The organism is Streptomyces sp. NPDC015242 (assembly GCF_043079125.1).
GTDB lineage: Bacteria > Actinomycetota > Actinomycetes > Streptomycetales > Streptomycetaceae > Streptomyces.
This window is the reverse complement of the sequence record NZ_JBIBUF010000002.1, coordinates 1,166,622-1,183,184: the sequence shown is the minus strand read 5'-3', so window position 1 is coordinate 1,183,184 and position 16,563 is coordinate 1,166,622. Positions and strand designations below refer to the sequence as shown.

14 protein-coding genes are annotated in these 16,563 nt (G+C 74.3%); 5 read left to right on the top strand and 9 right to left on the bottom strand.

Annotation, left to right across the window (positions count from 1 at the left end):
* Positions 1-2: 2 nt before the first annotated feature.
* The 7 genes from ACF07N_RS10890 to fahA all read right to left on the bottom strand — a co-directional run bounded on the left by ACF07N_RS10890 (position 3) and on the right by fahA (position 6,635).
* On the bottom strand, positions 3-803 hold the full coding sequence (locus ACF07N_RS10890; RefSeq protein ID WP_392110762.1) for an ABC transporter ATP-binding protein: 801 nt from the start codon (positions 801-803) through the stop codon (positions 3-5).
* Positions 787-1,665: an ABC transporter permease gene (locus ACF07N_RS10885; RefSeq protein WP_392110759.1), complete on the bottom strand. Its 879-nt coding sequence runs from the start codon at positions 1,663-1,665 to the stop codon at positions 787-789. The genes ACF07N_RS10890 and ACF07N_RS10885 overlap by 17 nt, the downstream gene beginning before the upstream one ends.
* Positions 1,662-3,008 (bottom strand): ABC transporter substrate-binding protein, encoded by a 1,347-nt coding sequence (locus ACF07N_RS10880; protein ID WP_392111135.1) that lies wholly within the window; start codon positions 3,006-3,008, stop codon positions 1,662-1,664. The genes ACF07N_RS10885 and ACF07N_RS10880 overlap by 4 nt, the downstream gene beginning before the upstream one ends.
* Positions 3,009-3,062: 54 nt before the next feature.
* Positions 3,063-3,290, bottom strand: coding sequence for a ferredoxin family protein (locus tag ACF07N_RS10875; protein ID WP_003992261.1), 228 nt, complete (start codon positions 3,288-3,290; stop codon positions 3,063-3,065).
* Positions 3,291-3,323: 33 nt separating this feature from the next.
* Positions 3,324-4,112: a GntR family transcriptional regulator gene (locus ACF07N_RS10870; RefSeq protein WP_392110755.1), complete on the bottom strand. Its 789-nt coding sequence runs from the start codon at positions 4,110-4,112 to the stop codon at positions 3,324-3,326.
* Positions 4,113-4,254: 142 nt separating this feature from the next.
* Positions 4,255-5,193 carry a M56 family metallopeptidase gene (locus ACF07N_RS10865; RefSeq protein WP_383334366.1) on the bottom strand — a complete coding sequence of 313 codons (939 nt, stop codon included), beginning with the start codon at positions 5,191-5,193 and terminating at the stop codon, positions 4,255-4,257.
* A 230-nt stretch (positions 5,194-5,423) separates the two neighbouring features.
* Positions 5,424-6,635 carry a fumarylacetoacetase gene (gene fahA / locus ACF07N_RS10860; RefSeq protein ID WP_392110752.1) on the bottom strand — a complete coding sequence of 404 codons (1,212 nt, stop codon included), beginning with the start codon at positions 6,633-6,635 and terminating at the stop codon, positions 5,424-5,426.
* Positions 6,636-6,952: 317 nt separating this feature from the next.
* Between fahA and ACF07N_RS10855 the strand changes: the two genes are divergently transcribed.
* The 5 genes from ACF07N_RS10855 to ACF07N_RS10835 all read left to right on the top strand — a co-directional run bounded on the left by ACF07N_RS10855 (position 6,953) and on the right by ACF07N_RS10835 (position 14,322).
* The gene (locus ACF07N_RS10855) at positions 6,953-8,200 is read left to right on the top strand and encodes a DegT/DnrJ/EryC1/StrS family aminotransferase (protein ID WP_392110749.1); all 1,248 of its coding nucleotides are present in this window, start codon (positions 6,953-6,955) and stop codon (positions 8,198-8,200) included.
* 4 nt (positions 8,201-8,204) lie between these two features.
* Complete coding sequence (locus tag ACF07N_RS10850) at positions 8,205-10,709, top strand: lipopolysaccharide biosynthesis protein (protein WP_392110747.1); 2,505 nt, start codon at positions 8,205-8,207, stop codon at positions 10,707-10,709.
* Between the two features lie 63 nt (positions 10,710-10,772).
* Positions 10,773-12,731, top strand: a complete 1,959-nt coding sequence (locus tag ACF07N_RS10845; protein ID WP_392110744.1) for a glycosyltransferase — start codon at positions 10,773-10,775, stop codon at positions 12,729-12,731.
* Positions 12,728-13,177, top strand: a complete 450-nt coding sequence (locus ACF07N_RS10840) for a hypothetical protein (RefSeq protein WP_392110741.1) — start codon at positions 12,728-12,730, stop codon at positions 13,175-13,177. Before ACF07N_RS10845 ends, ACF07N_RS10840 begins: the two co-directional genes overlap by 4 nt.
* On the top strand, positions 13,174-14,322 hold the full coding sequence (locus ACF07N_RS10835; protein WP_392110738.1) for a glycosyl hydrolase: 1,149 nt from the start codon (positions 13,174-13,176) through the stop codon (positions 14,320-14,322). Before ACF07N_RS10840 ends, ACF07N_RS10835 begins: the two co-directional genes overlap by 4 nt.
* Positions 14,323-14,327: 5 nt before the next feature.
* On the opposite strand, the gene ACF07N_RS10830 is transcribed toward ACF07N_RS10835, so the two are convergent.
* Both ACF07N_RS10830 and ACF07N_RS10825 read right to left on the bottom strand, forming a co-directional pair.
* Complete coding sequence (locus ACF07N_RS10830) at positions 14,328-15,083, bottom strand: polysaccharide deacetylase family protein (RefSeq protein WP_383334292.1); 756 nt, start codon at positions 15,081-15,083, stop codon at positions 14,328-14,330.
* A 179-nt stretch (positions 15,084-15,262) separates the two neighbouring features.
* Positions 15,263-16,549, bottom strand: coding sequence for a glycosyltransferase (locus ACF07N_RS10825; RefSeq protein ID WP_392110735.1), 1,287 nt, complete (start codon positions 16,547-16,549; stop codon positions 15,263-15,265).
* Positions 16,550-16,563 lie beyond the last annotated feature (14 nt).

Here is a 16,563-nt window from a genome sequence, read left to right as displayed (position 1 = left end):
TTTCACGTACCGAGCGAGGTGAGGACGTCGCGCCGCAGGGCCAGGCGCGCGGGGTCGTCGTGCGCGCCCCGGTCGCGGGGACGGGGCACGTTCCGGACGGCGGCGAGGCCACCGGCGGCGAGCAGGGCCACGCGGTCGCCGAGGAACAGCGCCTCGTCCACGTCGTGGGTGACGAAGACGACCGTCGCGCCCGTGCCCCGGAGGACGTCCACCAGGAGGTCCTGCATGCCGGCGCGGGTCTGCGCGTCGAGCGCGCCGAACGGCTCGTCCATCAGGACGGCACGCGGGCGGCCGGCCAGGGCGCGGGCCAGCTGGGCGCGCTGGCGCTGCCCGCCGGAGACCCGGTGCGGCAACTGCCCCGCTTGCGCGCCGAGTCCGACCCGTTCCAGCCAGGCCCGGGCCTGGGCCCGGCGTTCGGCGCGGGGGACGTGCCGCACGGCGAGGGGCAGTTCGACGTTGGCGCGCAGGGTGCGCCAGGGAAGCAACGCGTCCTCCTGGAAGACCAGGGCGCGGTCGGCGGCGGGGCCGGTCAGCGGGCGGCCGTCCTCGGTGACCTCACCGGCCAGCGGTGCGAGCAGGCCCGCCAGCGTGCGCAGCAGGGTCGACTTGCCGCAGCCGGACGGGCCGACGACGGTGAGGATCTCACCGGGGGAGACCTCCAGGTCGACGCCGTCCAGGGCGGGGGCGCCGGGGCGGCCGAGACGCGCGCCGGCCAGGGCGAGCCGGACGCCGCGCACACCCGCGGCGGTGACGGTGCCCGTCCCGGGCGAGGCGCCCGGGACGGTCTCAGACGAGGTGCTCATCGCGTGCCTCCTCGGATCGGTACCCTCCGGGCCGGGCGCCGGGTACGGCCGCTGCGGGCTGCCCGGGCCGGGCAGGCCGGGCGGGCCGGGCAGCGGGGTCGTACGTGGTGCGGGGCAGCCAGCGGGTGAGGCGGCGGCCCAGCAGCTCCACGGCGGTGGAGGTGAGCCAGCCGAGCACGCCGATGGTGGCCATGCCGACGAAGACGCCCGGGTAGTCGACGACGGTGTAGTCCTGCCAGGTGCGGTAGCCGACGCCGTACTGGCCGGAGATCATCTCGGCGGAGATCACGCAGATCCACGAGACGCCGATGCCCACGGACAGGCCGCCGAAGACGCCGGGGAGCGCACCCGGAAGCACGACCGAGCCGAGGATCCGCCACCGCCCGCCGCCCAGGGTGAGCACCGCCTCCTCCCACACGGGCGTCAGCGCGCGCACGGCGTGCCGGGTGGAGACCAGCACGGGGAAGAAGGCGGCGGTGCAGGTGATGAAGACGATGCCCTGCTCGTTGGAGGGGAACAGCAGGATGGCGACGGGGACCAGGGCGATGGCCGGGACCGGCCGGATCACCTCCAGCACCGGGCCGAGCAGGTCCTCGGCGAGGCGCGAGCGCGCCACGAGCACGCCCGTCGCCACGCCCAGGACGGCGGCCAGCAGGAAGCCGGTGAGGATCCGGGTGAGGCTGTCGGTGAGGTCCGTCCAGTAGTCCGGCCCGGACAGCCGGGCGGCGAAGGCGCGGGCCACGTCACTGACCGTGGGGAACTGCGAGAACCGCAGCCACAGGTCGACGTCCAGGCTGGTCAGCGCCTGCCACAGGCCGAGGGCGGCGGCGAGCGAGACCAGGCGGAGCGCGTACCGCCTCATGAGACCCGCTCCAGGGCGTCGGCGTAGGAGACGATCCGCGCGCCGGCGTGCCCGGCCAGGTACGCCCGCGCGGTGTCGGGGGCGACGAACGGCAGCAGGTCGCCGCCGTCGGCCACCCAGACGGCCCGGTCGGCGAACCAGAGCGTTCCGGTGGTGGTGTCGGGGACGTAGGCGGCGCGCAGCGTGTCGCGGTGCCCGGCCACGTAGCGCAGCAGAGCGGAGGGAGAGGTGAAGGTGACGGTCTTGGCGGCGCCCTCGGGCCAGGCCTCGCTCCGGGCCGGTGCGGGCTTCGCGGCGAGACGCTCGGCGTACGCCTTCGGCCCGAGGGCCTTCCTCACGTACCGGTCGTCGACGAAGGAGTCGACGTCCACGTCGCCGGTCAGCTCGGCCGACTTCAGGACGGGCACGTCCTGCTTCAGGGCGGCCACCAGCTGTGGCCTGATCGCCGGGTCGAAGGTGGCGATGCCGTGCGCGCCGTTGTAGAGGTAGACGACCTCCGCGGGCAGGCCGGTGGCCTTCGCGACCGTCTCGGCGGCGTCCACCGGGTGCTCGTTCAGGTAGTCGGTCGCCTCCGCCTGCGCCTTCAGGAACGCCTCCAGCACCGCCGGGCGCCGCTCGGCGAAGTCCTGCCGGGCGGTGACGCCGTGGAAGGTCGGCAGGTTCAGCCGGGCCCCGTCGTAGAGCGCCTTGGCCTTGCCCTGGTGGGCGAGCAGGCCCGGCCAGGCGACGAACTGCGACAGCGCGTCCGTGCTGCCCGCCGCGAGGGCGGAGGCGCCGACGGCGGGCTGCTGGTTGAGCTTCTCGATGTCGTCGGCCGGGTCGATGCCGGCGCGCTGCAAGGCCCGTACGAGTGTGCCGTCGGCGGCCGATCCGACGCTGGTGGAGACCTTCTTGCCCTTCAGGTCCTTCAGGGAGGCCAGCCGGGAACCGGGCGCGGTGACGATGGTGTTGAGGCCGCCGCGCAGGTTGTAGCCGGTGACCGACACCAGCCGGGTGGGGCGGTCGAGCTGCTTGCCGCGGGCCGCGTTGATGAGCAGCGGGAAGTCGCCCATCGAACCGATGTCGATCTTCCCGGCGGTCATCTGGGCGGTGATCGGGGCGCCGGTGGCGTAGTCCTGCCAGCTCACCTTGTAGCGGACGCCGTCGTTCAGGGCGTCGAGCTGCTTCTCGAAGGAACCGAGGGAGCGGAGCAGGGTGCCCGCGGTGACGGTGTTGATCGTCCGGGACTGGTAGCCGACGGTGACGGTGACCGTGGACCCGCCGCCGGCCTCGGCGTCACCGCCGCAGGCGCTGAGCGGGAGCAGCAGGACGAGCGCGGAGACGGCGACCGCCGTACGGTTCACGGTGGTTCGGGACACACTGGGCACGCTGGTTCGGGACATGACGGTTCGGGCCTCTCACCGGAGCAGATAGGGCATGTTGACGGTGACGGCGCCGGTGGGGCAGCGCGCCGCGCACGGGCCGCAGTACCAGCACTCGTCGACATGCATGTAGGCCTTGCCGTTGCGCTCGTCGATGGCGAGGGAGTCCAGCGGGCACATGTCCACGCAGAGCGTGCAGCCGTCGATGCACTTCGACTCGTCGATGGTCACGGGCACGTCGGCCCGCTGGGGCGCCAAGGGCATGGCTGTCTCCAGGAGTGTGCGCGAGCGGGGGGATCAGGCGGACCGGTGCAGCAGGCCGCTCATGGTGATGCGGTCGCCGCGGAACCGGATGAACTCCAGGTCGACCGGCCGGCCGTCCGCGAGGTGGGTGAGGCGTTCGAGCATGAGGACGGCGGCGCCGCGCGGGGCCTCCAGCACCGCGGCGGAGTGGGTGTCCGCGCTGACCGCCTCCAGGGTGATCTCGGCGTGGCCGAGACGCCGGCCGGTGACGGCTTCCAGCAGGCGGAAGACGTCGTTGTTCTCCAGGTCGGCGCCGAGCAGTCCGGTGCCGATGTCGAGCGGGATGTAGGTGAGGTCGAGGGACAGGGGCAGCCCGTTCAGGCGCCGCAGGCGTTCGATGTAGAGGACGTCGGTGCCGGGGGCGAGGCCGAGGCGTGCGGCCACCGGAGCCGGTGCCGGGGCGGGGCCCATGGTGCGGACCTCGTTGGTGACGTGCCCGTGTTCGCGCAGGGTCTCCGCGAGCCCCATCAGGCGGTCGAGGCCGTGGGGGTACTTGTGGGCCACGACCACCGTGCCGACGCCCGGCTGGCGTTCCACCAGCCCTTCGGCCCGCAGGAGGTCGAGGGCTTCGCGGACCGTGTTGCGGCTGGCGCCGTAGTCGGCCCCGAGGGTCGACTCGTGGGGCAGGACGCCGTCGGCGAAGTCGCCGGTGAGCAGTTGCCGGCGGAGCAGGTCGGCCAGTTGCCGGGCCCGGTCGGCGCGCAGCCGGCGCCGCGCGCGGTGGGCGGCGACGGTGGTCGCGGCGCCCTGCCCGGCGTGGTCCCGGATGCGGTCGGTCGGCATGGATCGGACCATACCTATCCGATAGGAAAAGTGGTGTTGCGGGAATGTTGCGCCACCGGGCAGGTGCCCGGAACCGCCGCTGAGCTGGGCTTTCACCGGTCCCGTGGGTGGATCCGCCACCGCCGCCGGGCCACCGCCGCTGCTACGACAGCGCCGACAGGCCGGGGGCGAACGCGATCAGCAGCGGCACCAGCGGGACGAGGGCGGCCGTGGTGGTCGTCAGGGCGCGGTGCCTGCGGCCGAGGCGGGGCGGCGGTTCGAGGAGCCGGTCGACCCGCTCGCCGAGCAGGCGGTGGCTGGAGGCGCAGGACAGCACCCCGCGGTGCTGGTTGAGCTCGATCAGGGCCAGCGCGGTGGTCAGGTGGCCGCAGCGCCGGGAGGCGGTGTCGTCGGCGGCCAGTTCGACCAGGCGGTGGGTCTGGTCGCAGAAGTGGGCGAACAGCGGGACGCGCGGGAAGCCGGTGGCCAGGGCGGTGGACAGGTGCAGCAGCCAGTCGTGGCGGGCCCGGGCGTGGCCGCGCTCGTGGGTGAGGACGGCGTCCAGCTGGTGGCCGGTGAGGCGGTGCAGGGCGCCCGTGGTGACGATCAGCTGGGCCGGGCTGCCGGGCATCCACCAGGCGTCCGGGTACTCGTCCTCCAGGACCAGCAGGGGGCCCTTCGCGGCGGGCAGCCCGGCCGGCAGGTCGGGCGCGCGCTCGCGCAGGTGGGCCCGGGCCTGGGCACGCCGCCGGCGCGCCTCGACGAGTTCACGGGCGAGCATCGCGGTCGTCCAGGCGGCACCGCAGGCCAGCAGCACGGTCAGTGCGGCGGCCCAGGGCGGCGCGGTGGACAGGTCGTACGCGGCGGTGACCGCCGGCGGTGCCGGGGCGAACAGCTGGGCGCGGACCGTGCCGAACACGGCGGCGGCGCCCAGCGCGAGGGCCGTCACGCAGCACAGCAGCACGGTGGCCACCAGGCACTGCCACACCCACAGGGCGACCACCGGTTCCCGCTCCGGCCACGTGGCCCGCGTCAGCGCGCGGGGCACGGGGAAGGCGGCCGTCACGGCGACAACGCTCAGCAGGAGCAGGCAGACGGTCATGGCCACGGGCTCCGGTTCCTCGTCGGAAGAGGGGCGGCTACGGGTCGTGCGGGGGGAGGGCGGTCGCCCTGCGCGCGTGCCGCCCAGTATGACGGGCCCGGGCGGTGTGCGTCAGGAGCCGGACGCCGGCGGACGGGCCGCGAGGAGCGATCACGAACCGGCCCGGGCCGTGCGCCGGGGCACCCGGGCCGGTTCGGGCCGTCCATGGGGCAAGTCCGGGGCGGCCGGGCTCAGTCCGGGACCACCCGCCCCGTCACCTCACCGAGCCCCACGCGCACGCCGTCGGGTCCTGGGGCCCAGGCCGAGAGGGTCACGACGTCGCCGTCCTCCAGGAACGTCCGCTTGCCGTCGGGCAGTTCCAGCGGGTCACGGCCGTTCCAGGTCAGTTCCAGCAGCGAGCCGCGCTCGCGTTCCGTCGGGCCGCTCACCGTGCCGGAGCCGTACAGGTCGCCGGTGCGCAGGGACGCGCCGTTGACGGTCATGTGGGCCAGCTGCTGGGCGGCCGTCCAGTACATGGTGGAGAAGGGCGGCTCGGAGACGACGTGGCCGTTGACGGCGACGCTGATCCGCAGGTCGTAGCCGCCGGGTTCCTCGTCGCTGTCGTCCAGGTACGGCAGCAGCCGGTGCGTCCGGGCCGGAGGCGCCACGAGGGCCTCCTCCAGGGCGTCCAGCGGGGTGATCCACGCCGACACGGAGGTGGCGAAGGACTTGCCGAGGAACGGGCCGAGCGGCACGTACTCCCAGGCCTGGAGGTCGCGCGCGGACCAGTCGTTCAGCAGGCACAGACCGAAGACGTGCTCGCGGAAGTCGCCGAGCGCCACCGGCCGGCCCATGCGGGAGGGCACGCCGACGACGAAGCCGACCTCGGCCTCGATGTCCAGCCGGACGGACGGGCCGAAGACCGGAGCGGCCTCGGAGGGCGCCTTGCGCTGGCCCGAGGGGCGTACGACGTCGGTGCCGGAGACGACGACCGTGCCGGAGCGGCCGTGGTAGCCGATCGGCAGGTGCTTCCAGTTGGGGGTGAGGGAGTCCTCCGCGTCGGGCCGGAAGATCTGCCCGACGTTCCGCGCGTGGTTCTCGGAGGCGTAGAAGTCGACGTAGTCCGCCACCTCGAAGGGCAGGTGCAGGATCACCGAGGACAGGGGGTGGAACAGCTTCTCGACGGTCTCGCGGTGAGACGGCACGGTCACCCAGGCCGTCAGCGCCCGGCGGACGTCCGACCAGGCCGTGCGGCCCGCCGCCAGCAGCGGGTTGAGGCTCGGCTGCGCGAGCAGGGAGGCGTACGGGGAGCCGAGCGCGTGGGCCGCCGCGCCCGCGTCCAGCACGTGGTCGCCGAGCCGGACGCCCACGGTCCGGTGGGCGGAGCCGGGCAGGGAGAACACGCCGTACGGCAGGTTGTGCGGACCGAAGGGGTCGCCCTCGGGGACATCGAAGGGGGGCATCGGGTGCTGCCTCGCTTTCGGGTGCGCCATGTCGTCGCCACGTGTCCGTGGTCGTGCCACACGTTACGGGTGACACCCGGGTCCTGGGCAGGGTCCTGGGAGGCGGAGAGGAACAACGGGGCAGGTGGGCCCGGGTGTGACGGGACCGGACCGTCGGCCGTGCCCCGCGCGGCGGACGGGACCGCACATGTGTACGTGCCGGAAGTTATCCACAGGACGCGACGCAATCTTGACGGAGCGGTGCGAACGGGGCGACTCTGGGCGGGTGCCGGAAGGCCTCGGGGAGGGGGCGTTCCGACGGCACACCAGGGGGGCGGATGGCCATTGGGGAGGCCGGTCCGGGCTCGGTGCGGCATGGTCCACGGCTCAAGCGGCTGGAAGAGACCATGCGCCGGCGGCTCGGCCGGGAATGCGTGTACGTACCGTCGTGCCGCTTCGGGCTGTACGTGGCGCTGCGCCACTGGTGCCCGCCCGGCGGACGCGTGCTGATGTCGCCGGTCAACGACGACGTGATCTTCTTCGTGGTGCTCGCCGCCGGACTGCGCCCGGTGCAGGCGCCGTTGCACCCGCTCGACGCGTCCATCGACGTCGACGCCGTGCCGGACGAGACGTGGCGCTCGGTGTCGGCCGTGCTCACCACGAACCTGTACGGGAATCCCGACCCGGCGCCGCGCCTCAGAGCGACGTGCGACGCGCTGGGCATCCCGCTGTTCGAGGACGCGGCCCACGCCATCGGCAGCCGGGTGGGGGACCGGCCGGTCGGGGCCTGGGGCGAGGCCTCCGCGTTCAGCCTGTCCAAGCACGCCGGCGCCCAGGCCGGCGGCATGCTGTCCCTGGCCGACCCGGGGCTGCGCCAGGCCGTGGAGGAGACCCGCGCGAGGCTGCTCGCGCCGGGCCGGATCGGATCCGAACTGGCCTTCGGGGTGCGGCCGTACGCGGAGGCGGCGGTGCGCGGGCTGCGGCTGCGGCGGGCCGCCGGAGCCGCGATCCGGCTGCTCGGGCTGGCCGACCGCGAGGAGATCCGGATGCCGTTGCGCCCAAAGGAACTGGCGCGCGCCGCCCGCGAGGCGCCCGGGCTCGACGCCCACCACCCGTGGCTGCGCGTCGACATGCACGACTACCGCCTGGAGTCCGGGCGGCTGCGGCTCGGCCGCATCGGACGCAGGCTCGACCGGCTGGACGAGGTGCTCGACGCCTGCCGCGCGGGCACGGAGCGGCTGCTGGCCACCCCCTGGGCCAGACCGCGCGAGGCCTGCGGGACGCAGCCGCTGTTCCGGGTCCCGCTGTTCGTCGAGGACCGGGACGCGGCGATCGCGGCCCTCGCGGACCGGGGCGTCGTCGTCGGCTACCTCTACGACCCGCCGCTGGACGACTACGCGGGCGCGGAGTTCACCGATCCCTCGCCGGCCCCCGAGGCGGCCCGCTGGTTCGCGCGGCACGCGCTGCCCGTGGACCCGCTGCGGGCGCGCACGGTGGTGGAGGTGCTGGAGCGGTCCGGGGCCCGGCCGGCCGACGCCCCGGAGCGGTTGTCCCGGAGCGGACCGACACCGGGAGGGCTGGGGTAGTCCCGTGGCCGAGATCCAGGTGCACGAGCCCGCCACCGCGCGTGCCGGCGGCGCACCGCAGCCTCCCGACAGCGAGCACACGCACGACTCGCTGTTCAAGAACGCCTACTTCCTCATGCTCAGCACCGGCGTCTCCGCCGTGCTGGGCCTGGGATTCTGGCTGGTGGCCGCCCGCTACTACACGGAGGAGGCCGTCGGCCAGGGCTCCGCCGCCATCGCCGCGATGCGGCTGCTGGCGAGCATCACGGCGACGACGATGATCGGCGCCGTGGTCCGGTTCGTCCCGCGCGCGGGACGGGAGACCGGGCGCCTGGTGTGGGGCACGTACGCGGCCAGCTCACTGATCGTGGCGCTGGCCGCCGCCGTCTTCCTGCTCACGCTCGACGCCTGGGGCGCCTCCTACGCGCCGCTGGGCACCCCCATGGCGGGCGCGGTGTTCGTCGCCGCGTGCGTGGCCTGGGCGCTGCTCACCCTCCAGGACGGGGTGCTCACCGGACTGCGCAAGGCCGAGTGGGTGCCCGCCGGGAACGCGGTGTTCTCGGTCGGGAAGCTCGTCCTGCTGGCCGTCTTCGCCGGCACGCTGCCCGTCCTCGGCATCTTCGTCTCCTGGGCGGTGGCGATCGCCTTCTCCACCCTGCCGCTGGGCTGGCTGATCTTCCGCAGGCTCATCCCGCGCCAGGCGGAGGCCGACCGCGACAAGGAGCCCCCGAAGGTCCGGGACATGGGGCGCTTCCTGGCCGGTGACTCGCTGGGCGCCCTGTTCAGCCTGGCGATGATCAACCTTCTGCCGGTGATGGTCGCGGTCCGCTTCAGCGCCGCGGAGAACGGCTACTTCTACGTCGCCTACACCGTCGGCGGCACGATGGAGTTCATGGCCATCAACATGGCCTCCTCCCTCACCGCGCACGCCTCGCACGACCCGCGCCAGCTCGCCGACGGCGTCCGGGGCGCCCTGCGCCGCATGACCCTGCTGCTGGTCCCGGTCGTGCTGGTCCTCGTCCTGTTCGCCCCGTACATCCTCACGCCGTTCAGCCCGGACTACGCCGAGCACGGCTCGACCGTGCTGCGGCTGCTCGCCCTCGGCGCGCTGCCCCGGGTCGTGGTGGAGCTGTACATCGGCGTACTGCGCGTGCAGGGGCGCACCGGCGTGCTCGCCGCGCTCCAGGGCGCCATGTGCGCCCTGGTGCTGGGCAGCGCGGCCGTGCTGTTCACACCGGCCGGGATCGCCGGAGCCGGCTGGGCGGTGCTGCTCGGCATGACCCTGATCGCCGTCGTCTCCACGGCCGGGCTGCGCGCGGCCCTGCGCCCCGGCGACGGCACCCCCGCCGTCCGCACCCCGGCCGGCCCCGCCGACCCCTCCTACGGCACCCGCTGGGCGAAACTGAACGCCACGGCCGGGTACGGCACGACCTGGGCCCGCAGGGCCGCCTACCAGCCCAGGGACGGCGACGACGGCGACGACGGCGACCACTACACGGTCACGCTGTTCATCGGACGCCCCGGCTACGAGCGCGAGGCACTCCAGGCGGACACGCTGGCCCTGATCAGGCGGCCGGAGGGGCCCCTCAGGGAACCGCCGCGGGAACCCGCCGAGCACGGCAACCCCGGTAACCCCGGCGAACACGCCGGACCCGCCGGACCCGCCGGACCCCTCGAACCCGCCGAACGGGCCGTGGACGAGGAGCCGTGGGAGCGGCGGCTGCGGGGCGCCCTCTGGAGCCTGCTCGGCGTGGCCGCGGTGTTCTTCCTCGCGCCGCTGCGGGACCTGCCGTGGCTCGACCGGGCGACCGGCGCCGCGCTGACCGGGCGTCAGCTGCTGGAGGGCCTGCCGCTGCCCTCCCTCACCGCGGGTGGTCTGCTGCTCGTGGTCTTCGCCGCCGCCGTCACGCTGTGCGCCCGGCGCGATGTCCGGCTGCCGGGGACGGCGCTGTGCGCCGCCCTGCTCGCCCTGTACACCGCGCCGGTCGCCCTCGGCCGGGAACCGCGGCCGGTGGACGGGGCGTTGTACGAGAGGACGGCCGGCTTCCTCGCGGACGCAGTGGGACTCGACGGGCCCGACCCGCTGCTGCGCTGGGCGCCGCCGGTCTGCCAGTTGCTGTGCCTCGTGCCGCTGTGGTTGTTGCTCGCGCGGGCGGGCGGGCGGTTGCCGTGGCCGGGGCGCTGGGGGGTGCTGTACCTCGTCGGGGTCGGCGGCTGGGCGTGGCGTGAGGCGCTCGCCCCGGCCGCGCCGCTCCTGCTCGCCGTCCTCGCCGTCCTCGTCCTGCTCCTTCCGCTGTGCCGCCGTGCCGTGGCGGCGTGGGGCCCGGCCCGCTTCGCCCGCTCCGCCGCCGCCCGCTCCGCAGCCGCCCGCTCCACCGCCGGCCGCGCCGCCGCGCCGAGACCGCCCGACGACCGGCCCGGCGAGCGGACCGACGCCCGGCCTCACGAGCGGCCGCCCGACGCCCGGCCCGACGACCGGCCGCCCTACGACCGGCCCGACGCCCGCCCGGGCCACCGGCCCAGCGACTGATCAAGCCACGCGCCGAACCGGCCGGACAGGCCGAGGAGAGCCGAACCACCAGGGGGGAACACCGTGCGTCCGCCAGTAACGCCGAAGGAGAGATCCACGCCAGAACCCACACCGGCACGGGACGGCGCGACCACCCCCGGCAGCACCCCGGAGACCGCCAGCCAGTCCTCCAGCCCCACGTCCTCGGAGTCGTCCAGCCCGGCGCCCGAGCCCGTCAGCGACCTGTCGGACCTGAGCCCGGTCCGGCCGGGACGCGGTGCGCTGTCCTGGCCCGGCCTCCCGCTGCTCGCCGCGCTCGCGCTGTGGGCGTACGCGGTACGGCACACGGACGTCTCGCGCCTCGACGACTACGGCCTGGTCACCGCGCTGCACCCGACGTTCTGGGCCGGGCTCGCGGTGCTCACGGCCGGCTTCTGGTGCACGGTCCGCGACCCGCGCCGGCCGGGCGCCTGGGCGGCGGCGTACGTCCTCGGCCTGCTGGTCATGGAGCGGGCCACCCAGGCCGTGCTCTACCCGACCCCGCTCTACGCCTGGGCGTGGAAACACGACGCGGTCATCGACCACCTGCTGACGGCCGGGGGGCTGCAGACGGCCGACCAGGTCGGCGACATGGCGGTGTACGACCAGTGGCCGGGCTTCTTCGCCGCCCAGGCCGCCCTGGTGCGGCTGCTGGGGGTGGAGTCGTCGGCGATGTACATGGCCTGGTGGCCGCTGGTCTCCAGCCTGATGCTGCTGCTCCCGCTGCTGGTGATCTACCGCACCTTCACCGAGGACCGGCGGCTGATCTGGACCGCGGTGTGGTTGTTCTACGTCGCCAACTGGGTCGGCCAGGACTACTTCTCGCCCCAGTCCGTGGCCTACGCCCTGCACGTCGGGGTCCTCGCGGTCGTCCTGCGCCGCTTCGGCCGGTCCACCGGGCGCGGCCGGCCCCGGCAGGCGGTGTGGACGGTGGTCATCACCCTTCTGATCACGGCGATCGTCATCTCCCACCAGCTCACCCCGGGGATGCTGGTCGTCTGCCTGGTCGCCCTGTGCCTCAGCCGCCGCTACCGCGACTGGGTGCCGGTGGTCACCACGGTGGTGATCTTCCTGGCCTGGTGTCTGACGGCCGCGCTGCCGTTCCTGTCCGCGGCGATGCCCGACATGATCCGCTCCGTGGGGGACGTCGGCGCCAACGTCGAGACCGGCTACGGCGCCACCCCGACGGGCACCGGCGCCATCGCGACCTCCTGGGCGGCCCGGCTGCTGTCCGGCTCGGTGCTGCTGCTCGCGGCCGTGGGAGTGCTGCGCCAGCGGGTGCTGCGCCACCGGGCCCGGCCGCTGCTGCTGATCGCGGCGGCCCCGCTGCCGATGTTCGCGGCGAGCAGCTACGGCAGCGAGATGATCTTCCGGGTCCTGCTGTTCATGCTGCCCGGTGCCGCGTTCTTCGCCGCCGCCGCGATCCTGCCCAAGGTCCGCACGCTCGCCGCCGACGCCGCCGCGCAGGAGACGGGTGACCGGCGGAACGCCCCCGTCGCCGTCCGCCGGCGGGCCGGGACCTGGATACCGCTGGCCGCGCTGCTCGGCGGCACGCTGGCGTTCGTCCCGGCCTACTCCGGCAAGGACCGGATCAACTACTTCCCACCGCAGGAGGTCGCCCTCGTACGGCAGCTGTTCGACCAGGCGCCCGAGGGCTCGCTCGTGGTCGCCGCCAACCGCAACTACCCACTGGCGTACGACTCCTACGGGAGCGTCGAGCACTACTGGTTCCTGGACGACGCCCGCAGCCACGTCGACCGGATCGTCCGGGACCCGGCCGCCACCCTCGCCTCCGACATGGCAGGCGTGGAGCGGCCCGCCCGGGCCTACTTCCTCCTCACCCAGGGGCAGTTGGCCAACTCCGAGATGAACGGGCAGCTCACGAGGGAGCAGCTGGAGCGGATCGAGGAGTCGGTCGCCGCCTCGCCGCGGTTCCGGCTCGTCGCCCAGAACGGGGCCGGACGGCTCTACGTACTGGAGCAGGCGGGGGGAGCGGAGCGATGACACCGCAGGAGCTCGTGGTCCGGATGCTGCCGCCGTTCGGCGGCTGGCTGGCGCTCGCCGCGCTCGCCCTGCCCGGCGGATCACCGCTGCGGGGCGCCGCGGTCGTGCTCTTCCTCGCGGCGGGCCCGGGTGCGGCCCTGGTCAGGGTCTGCGCCCCGGCGTTCGCGGCGCGGCCCGCGGAAGGGCCCGTCGAACGCCGGGACCCCGGCTTCGCCCGCCGCACCGACCTGCTGGAACGGCTGATGCTCACGCTGTTCTCGAGCATCGCCGCCGTGATGCTCGTGGCGACCGTGCTGATCGCCACCCACACCTTCAGCGCCCAGCGGGTGCTGCTGACGCTGACTCTGCTGACCACACTCGCCGCGTTCTGCCCGCCGCTGCGCGCCTCCCCGACGACGGGGACGGCGCCCAGGGCACCGAGGACACCGAAGGGTTCCGCTCCGTGAGGTTCAACCGTCCCGACCGTCCCTTTCGCCGCAGGTCCCAGCCGGCCGGACAGCACCGCAGGCCACCGGAAGAGACCCAGCGGGCACCGGGCCCGTTCGCGTCGAGCCGGCGCCGTCTGCTGATCACGTCGGCCACGGTCGTCAGCGCGGTCCTGGTCGCGGTCCTCGCCCTGCGGGACGCCTCCGGACCACAGGACCAGGGAGCAGCCGGTTCCCGGGCGGACTGCCGCCCCACGGCACTGCTGGAACCGCCGTGCGGCGCCTGGTTCGGCGCGTTCGTGCCGCACGAGCGGGACGACCTGCCGGAGAAGGTGCGCGCCTACGAGAAGCGCGTCGGACGCGCACTCGACATCGTGTACACGTACCACGACATGTCCCTGCCCGAAGGCACCCGCCGCGAGGGCCAGTTGCTGACCCCGGAGGAGCAGCGCGTCGGTGAGGACCACCTGCTGCTGCTCTCCTGGGAGAGCAAGTGGTGGGGCGGCAGCAAACGGCAGCAGCCGACCTGGAAGCAGATCGCGGCCGGCGAGCTGGACGAGAAGGTCATCGACGTCCAGGCCCGGCGCATCAAGGACTACGGCAGGAAGGTGTTCCTCTCCTTCGACCTGGAGATGGACACCCGCACGCCGGCCAACGGCACGCCCGCCGAGTTCGTGCGGGCGTACCGGCACATCCACGACCGGTTCCGCGAGCTGGGCGTCGACAACGTGGTGTGGACGTGGATCACCACCGGGTACCTCGACCACGCGGACGTCATCAAGAAGATGTATCCGGGCGACGAGTACGTCGACTGGGTCGGCTACAACCAGTACAACTACTACCGCTGCCACAACACCGGCTGGCTCACCTTCGCGCAGACCCAGGACGCCACGCACGAGTGGATCCGGGAGAACATCTCCGACGACAAGCCGCTGATGCTCTCCGAGTTCGGCACCGCGGCGGACCCGGCCCGCCCGCGGCGGCAGGCCGAGTGGTACGCGCGGGTGCCCGCGGTGCTGAAGGGCCTGGACGGCGTGAAGGCCGCCCTGCAGTGGAACTACCGCGACCCCGGACCGCACTGCAACCTGGCCCTGGCCAACGACGCCGCCTGGGACAGCCTGCGCGAGGCGGTGGCCGACCCGTATCTCAACCAGCCGCTGAGGTAGGCGGGTCAGCCGGCGAACTCGGGCCCGCGCACGGCCGCGCGGGCCCGCCGGTACCACCGCCAGGCGACCGTCCTCGGTCCGTCCCGGTAGGGCGCGACCCGTGCGCCCGTTCCGGCCAGCCAGCCCTCGACGTCGGCGACGGTGTGGCCGCGGCGGACGATGAGCCGGGCGATGCGGTACCGCTCGTCGTGGCCGGAGCTGAGGGCGTGGCGGACGGCGGTCGCCGTCTCGTAGCCGGCCCGGGCCGACATGGCCCGCACGCGCGGGCTGTTGTAGCCGTGCGGATAGGCGAGATGCCGGACCTCGTGCCCGAGGGCGTCCTCCAGTACGGCCTTCGACGTGCGCAGCTCGTACGCCAGGTCCTTCGCGGGCAGCGTGTCGAGCTGCGCGTGCGTGACCGTGTGGCTGCCGATCTCCATGCCGGAACGTTCCAGCTCCGCCACGCCGGCCAGGGTCATCATCGGGGCGGGCGGCAGCAGACTGCGGCCGCCCGGGGCGATGGCGCCGGTGGTGAGATAGGCGGTGGCGGGCAGCGCCCGCTCGGCCAGGGCCTCGGCGGTGGGGCCGGGCAGGTCGGCGAATCCGTCGTCGAAGGTGAGCAGCACGGGCCGGGGCGGCAGCGGTGCCCGGCCGGCCAGGTGGTCGGCGATCGCGCTGATCGTGACGGGGGTGCGCCCGCTGCGCACCACGGCGTCGAGATGCGCGGCGAACTGCCGCGGCGTGACCGTGAACTCGGCGATCCAGGACGGTGGATCGTCCATCACGCAGTGGTAGAGGAAGACGGGGACGACCCGGGCACCGCCCCGACCGCCTGCCTGCGCCGGAACTCGTGAGACGTCCCTGCCCGCCGCGGCTATCGGTCCCTCACCGTCCCGCGTCCCCCGCTCCGGGGTGCCTCTGCCGTTTCCCCGGCTCTCGCCGCGCGTACTCGTCGACGTCCTCATCCCGCCCTCCGCACACTCGCGCGCAGCGCGTGCCGCGCCTTCAGATAGCCGACCGGTCCGTACACCATCCCCCTGCGCTGCAGCCGCGACAGCCGCCGCGGCCAGGGATGGGTCCGAGCGTCGTGGTCCCCCGGCAGGCCACCGCCGCCCGCCCCGTCCGCCGCGCGCACCGCCGTCAGGGCCCGGGCGTGCGCCAGGCCGCGCGGCAGCCGCGCGAGGAACGCCGGCAGCAGCGCGGGACGGTTCACCAGCACGGCGGTCAGATACGCGGTGAGCCCGGCGCCGTAGCCGTAGGCCTGGGTCTCCAGGTCCCGCCAGGTCTCCCGGTGGTGGTGCCAGACCAGGGCGTACGGCGTGTAGCGCAGCCGGTGGCCCCCGGCCAGGACCCGGACGAAGCCGTAGAGGTCGTCACCGCCCCGGGCGGGCGTCCCGGCGCCGGTCGCCGGATCGAAACCGCCGACGGACCGCAGGACGTCCGTGCGGAACGCCATGTTCGCGCCCGAGCCGAACCGCCCCGCGGTGAACGGGAACAGCGGCTCGTCGACCGGCGGGTCCGCCGGGTCGTACGTCCTTGGAGTGAAGCCCTTCGCGAAGCCGCCGTGGCTCTCCAGCAGCACCTGGGCCGGTGTCGTCAGCCGCGCGGGCAGGATCAGCCCGGTGGCGCACCCCAGTGCGGCGTCGGCGGCGAAGGGCGCGGTCAGTTCGGTCAGCCAGCGCGGGTCGGCCACCACGTCGTCGTCCGTGAAGGCGACGACCTCGCCCCGCACGGCCGCCAGCCCCGTGTTGTGCGCGACCGCGAGGCCCGGCACCGGCTCGCACACGTACCGCACGCGCTCGGCGTACTTCCGTTCCACCAGCTCCCGCGTCCCGTTCGTCACGGGCGCGTTGTCGACCACCACGATCTCGAACCGCGGATGGTCCTGGGCCAGCAGTGAGTCCAGCGCCCGGGCCAGCTGCCCGGCCCGCTCCCGCGTGGCCACGACGACACTGGCGTACGGCGGCTCCCCCGGCGCACCGGATTCCGCACCGGCGCACTCCGCCCGCGCCCGCGCTGCCAGCACGACCCGCGGATCCGCCCCCTGCGGTACGTGCGCGAGCAGCGTGCCCACCGGGCGGCCGTGCCGTCTGACCAGGACGAACACCTCACCGTGCGTGATCGGCGGGTTCCCCGGACCGGGTCTGAGCACCGCCTGGTCGCCGTCCAGATCCAGCTCGGCGACCTGCACCGCCCCGATGGCCAGGAACCGCCGGATCTCCTGTCGCGCACGCGCCGATCCGGCCATGCGCCCACCCCCTC

What these genes read in the sequence shown, in the direction of transcription:
- ACF07N_RS10890 (WP_392110762.1), bottom strand. Translation starts at nt 803, where the DNA reads ATGAGCACCTCGTCTGAGACCGTCCCGGGCGCCTCGCCCGGGACGGGC.
- ACF07N_RS10885 (WP_392110759.1), bottom strand. Translation starts at nt 1,665, where the DNA reads ATGAGGCGGTACGCGCTCCGCCTGGTCTCGCTCGCCGCCGCCCTCGGC.
- ACF07N_RS10875 (WP_003992261.1), bottom strand. Translation starts at nt 3,290, where the DNA reads ATGCCCTTGGCGCCCCAGCGGGCCGACGTGCCCGTGACCATCGACGAG.
- ACF07N_RS10870 (WP_392110755.1), bottom strand. Translation starts at nt 4,112, where the DNA reads ATGCCGACCGACCGCATCCGGGACCACGCCGGGCAGGGCGCCGCGACC.
- ACF07N_RS10865 (WP_383334366.1), bottom strand. Translation starts at nt 5,193, where the DNA reads ATGACCGTCTGCCTGCTCCTGCTGAGCGTTGTCGCCGTGACGGCCGCC.
- fahA (WP_392110752.1), bottom strand. Translation starts at nt 6,635, where the DNA reads ATGCCCCCCTTCGATGTCCCCGAGGGCGACCCCTTCGGTCCGCACAAC.
- ACF07N_RS10855 (WP_392110749.1), top strand. Translation starts at nt 6,953, where the DNA reads ATGGCCATTGGGGAGGCCGGTCCGGGCTCGGTGCGGCATGGTCCACGG.
- ACF07N_RS10840 (WP_392110741.1), top strand. Translation starts at nt 12,728, where the DNA reads ATGACACCGCAGGAGCTCGTGGTCCGGATGCTGCCGCCGTTCGGCGGC.
- ACF07N_RS10830 (WP_383334292.1), bottom strand. Translation starts at nt 15,083, where the DNA reads ATGGACGATCCACCGTCCTGGATCGCCGAGTTCACGGTCACGCCGCGG.
- ACF07N_RS10825 (WP_392110735.1), bottom strand. Translation starts at nt 16,549, where the DNA reads ATGGCCGGATCGGCGCGTGCGCGACAGGAGATCCGGCGGTTCCTGGCC.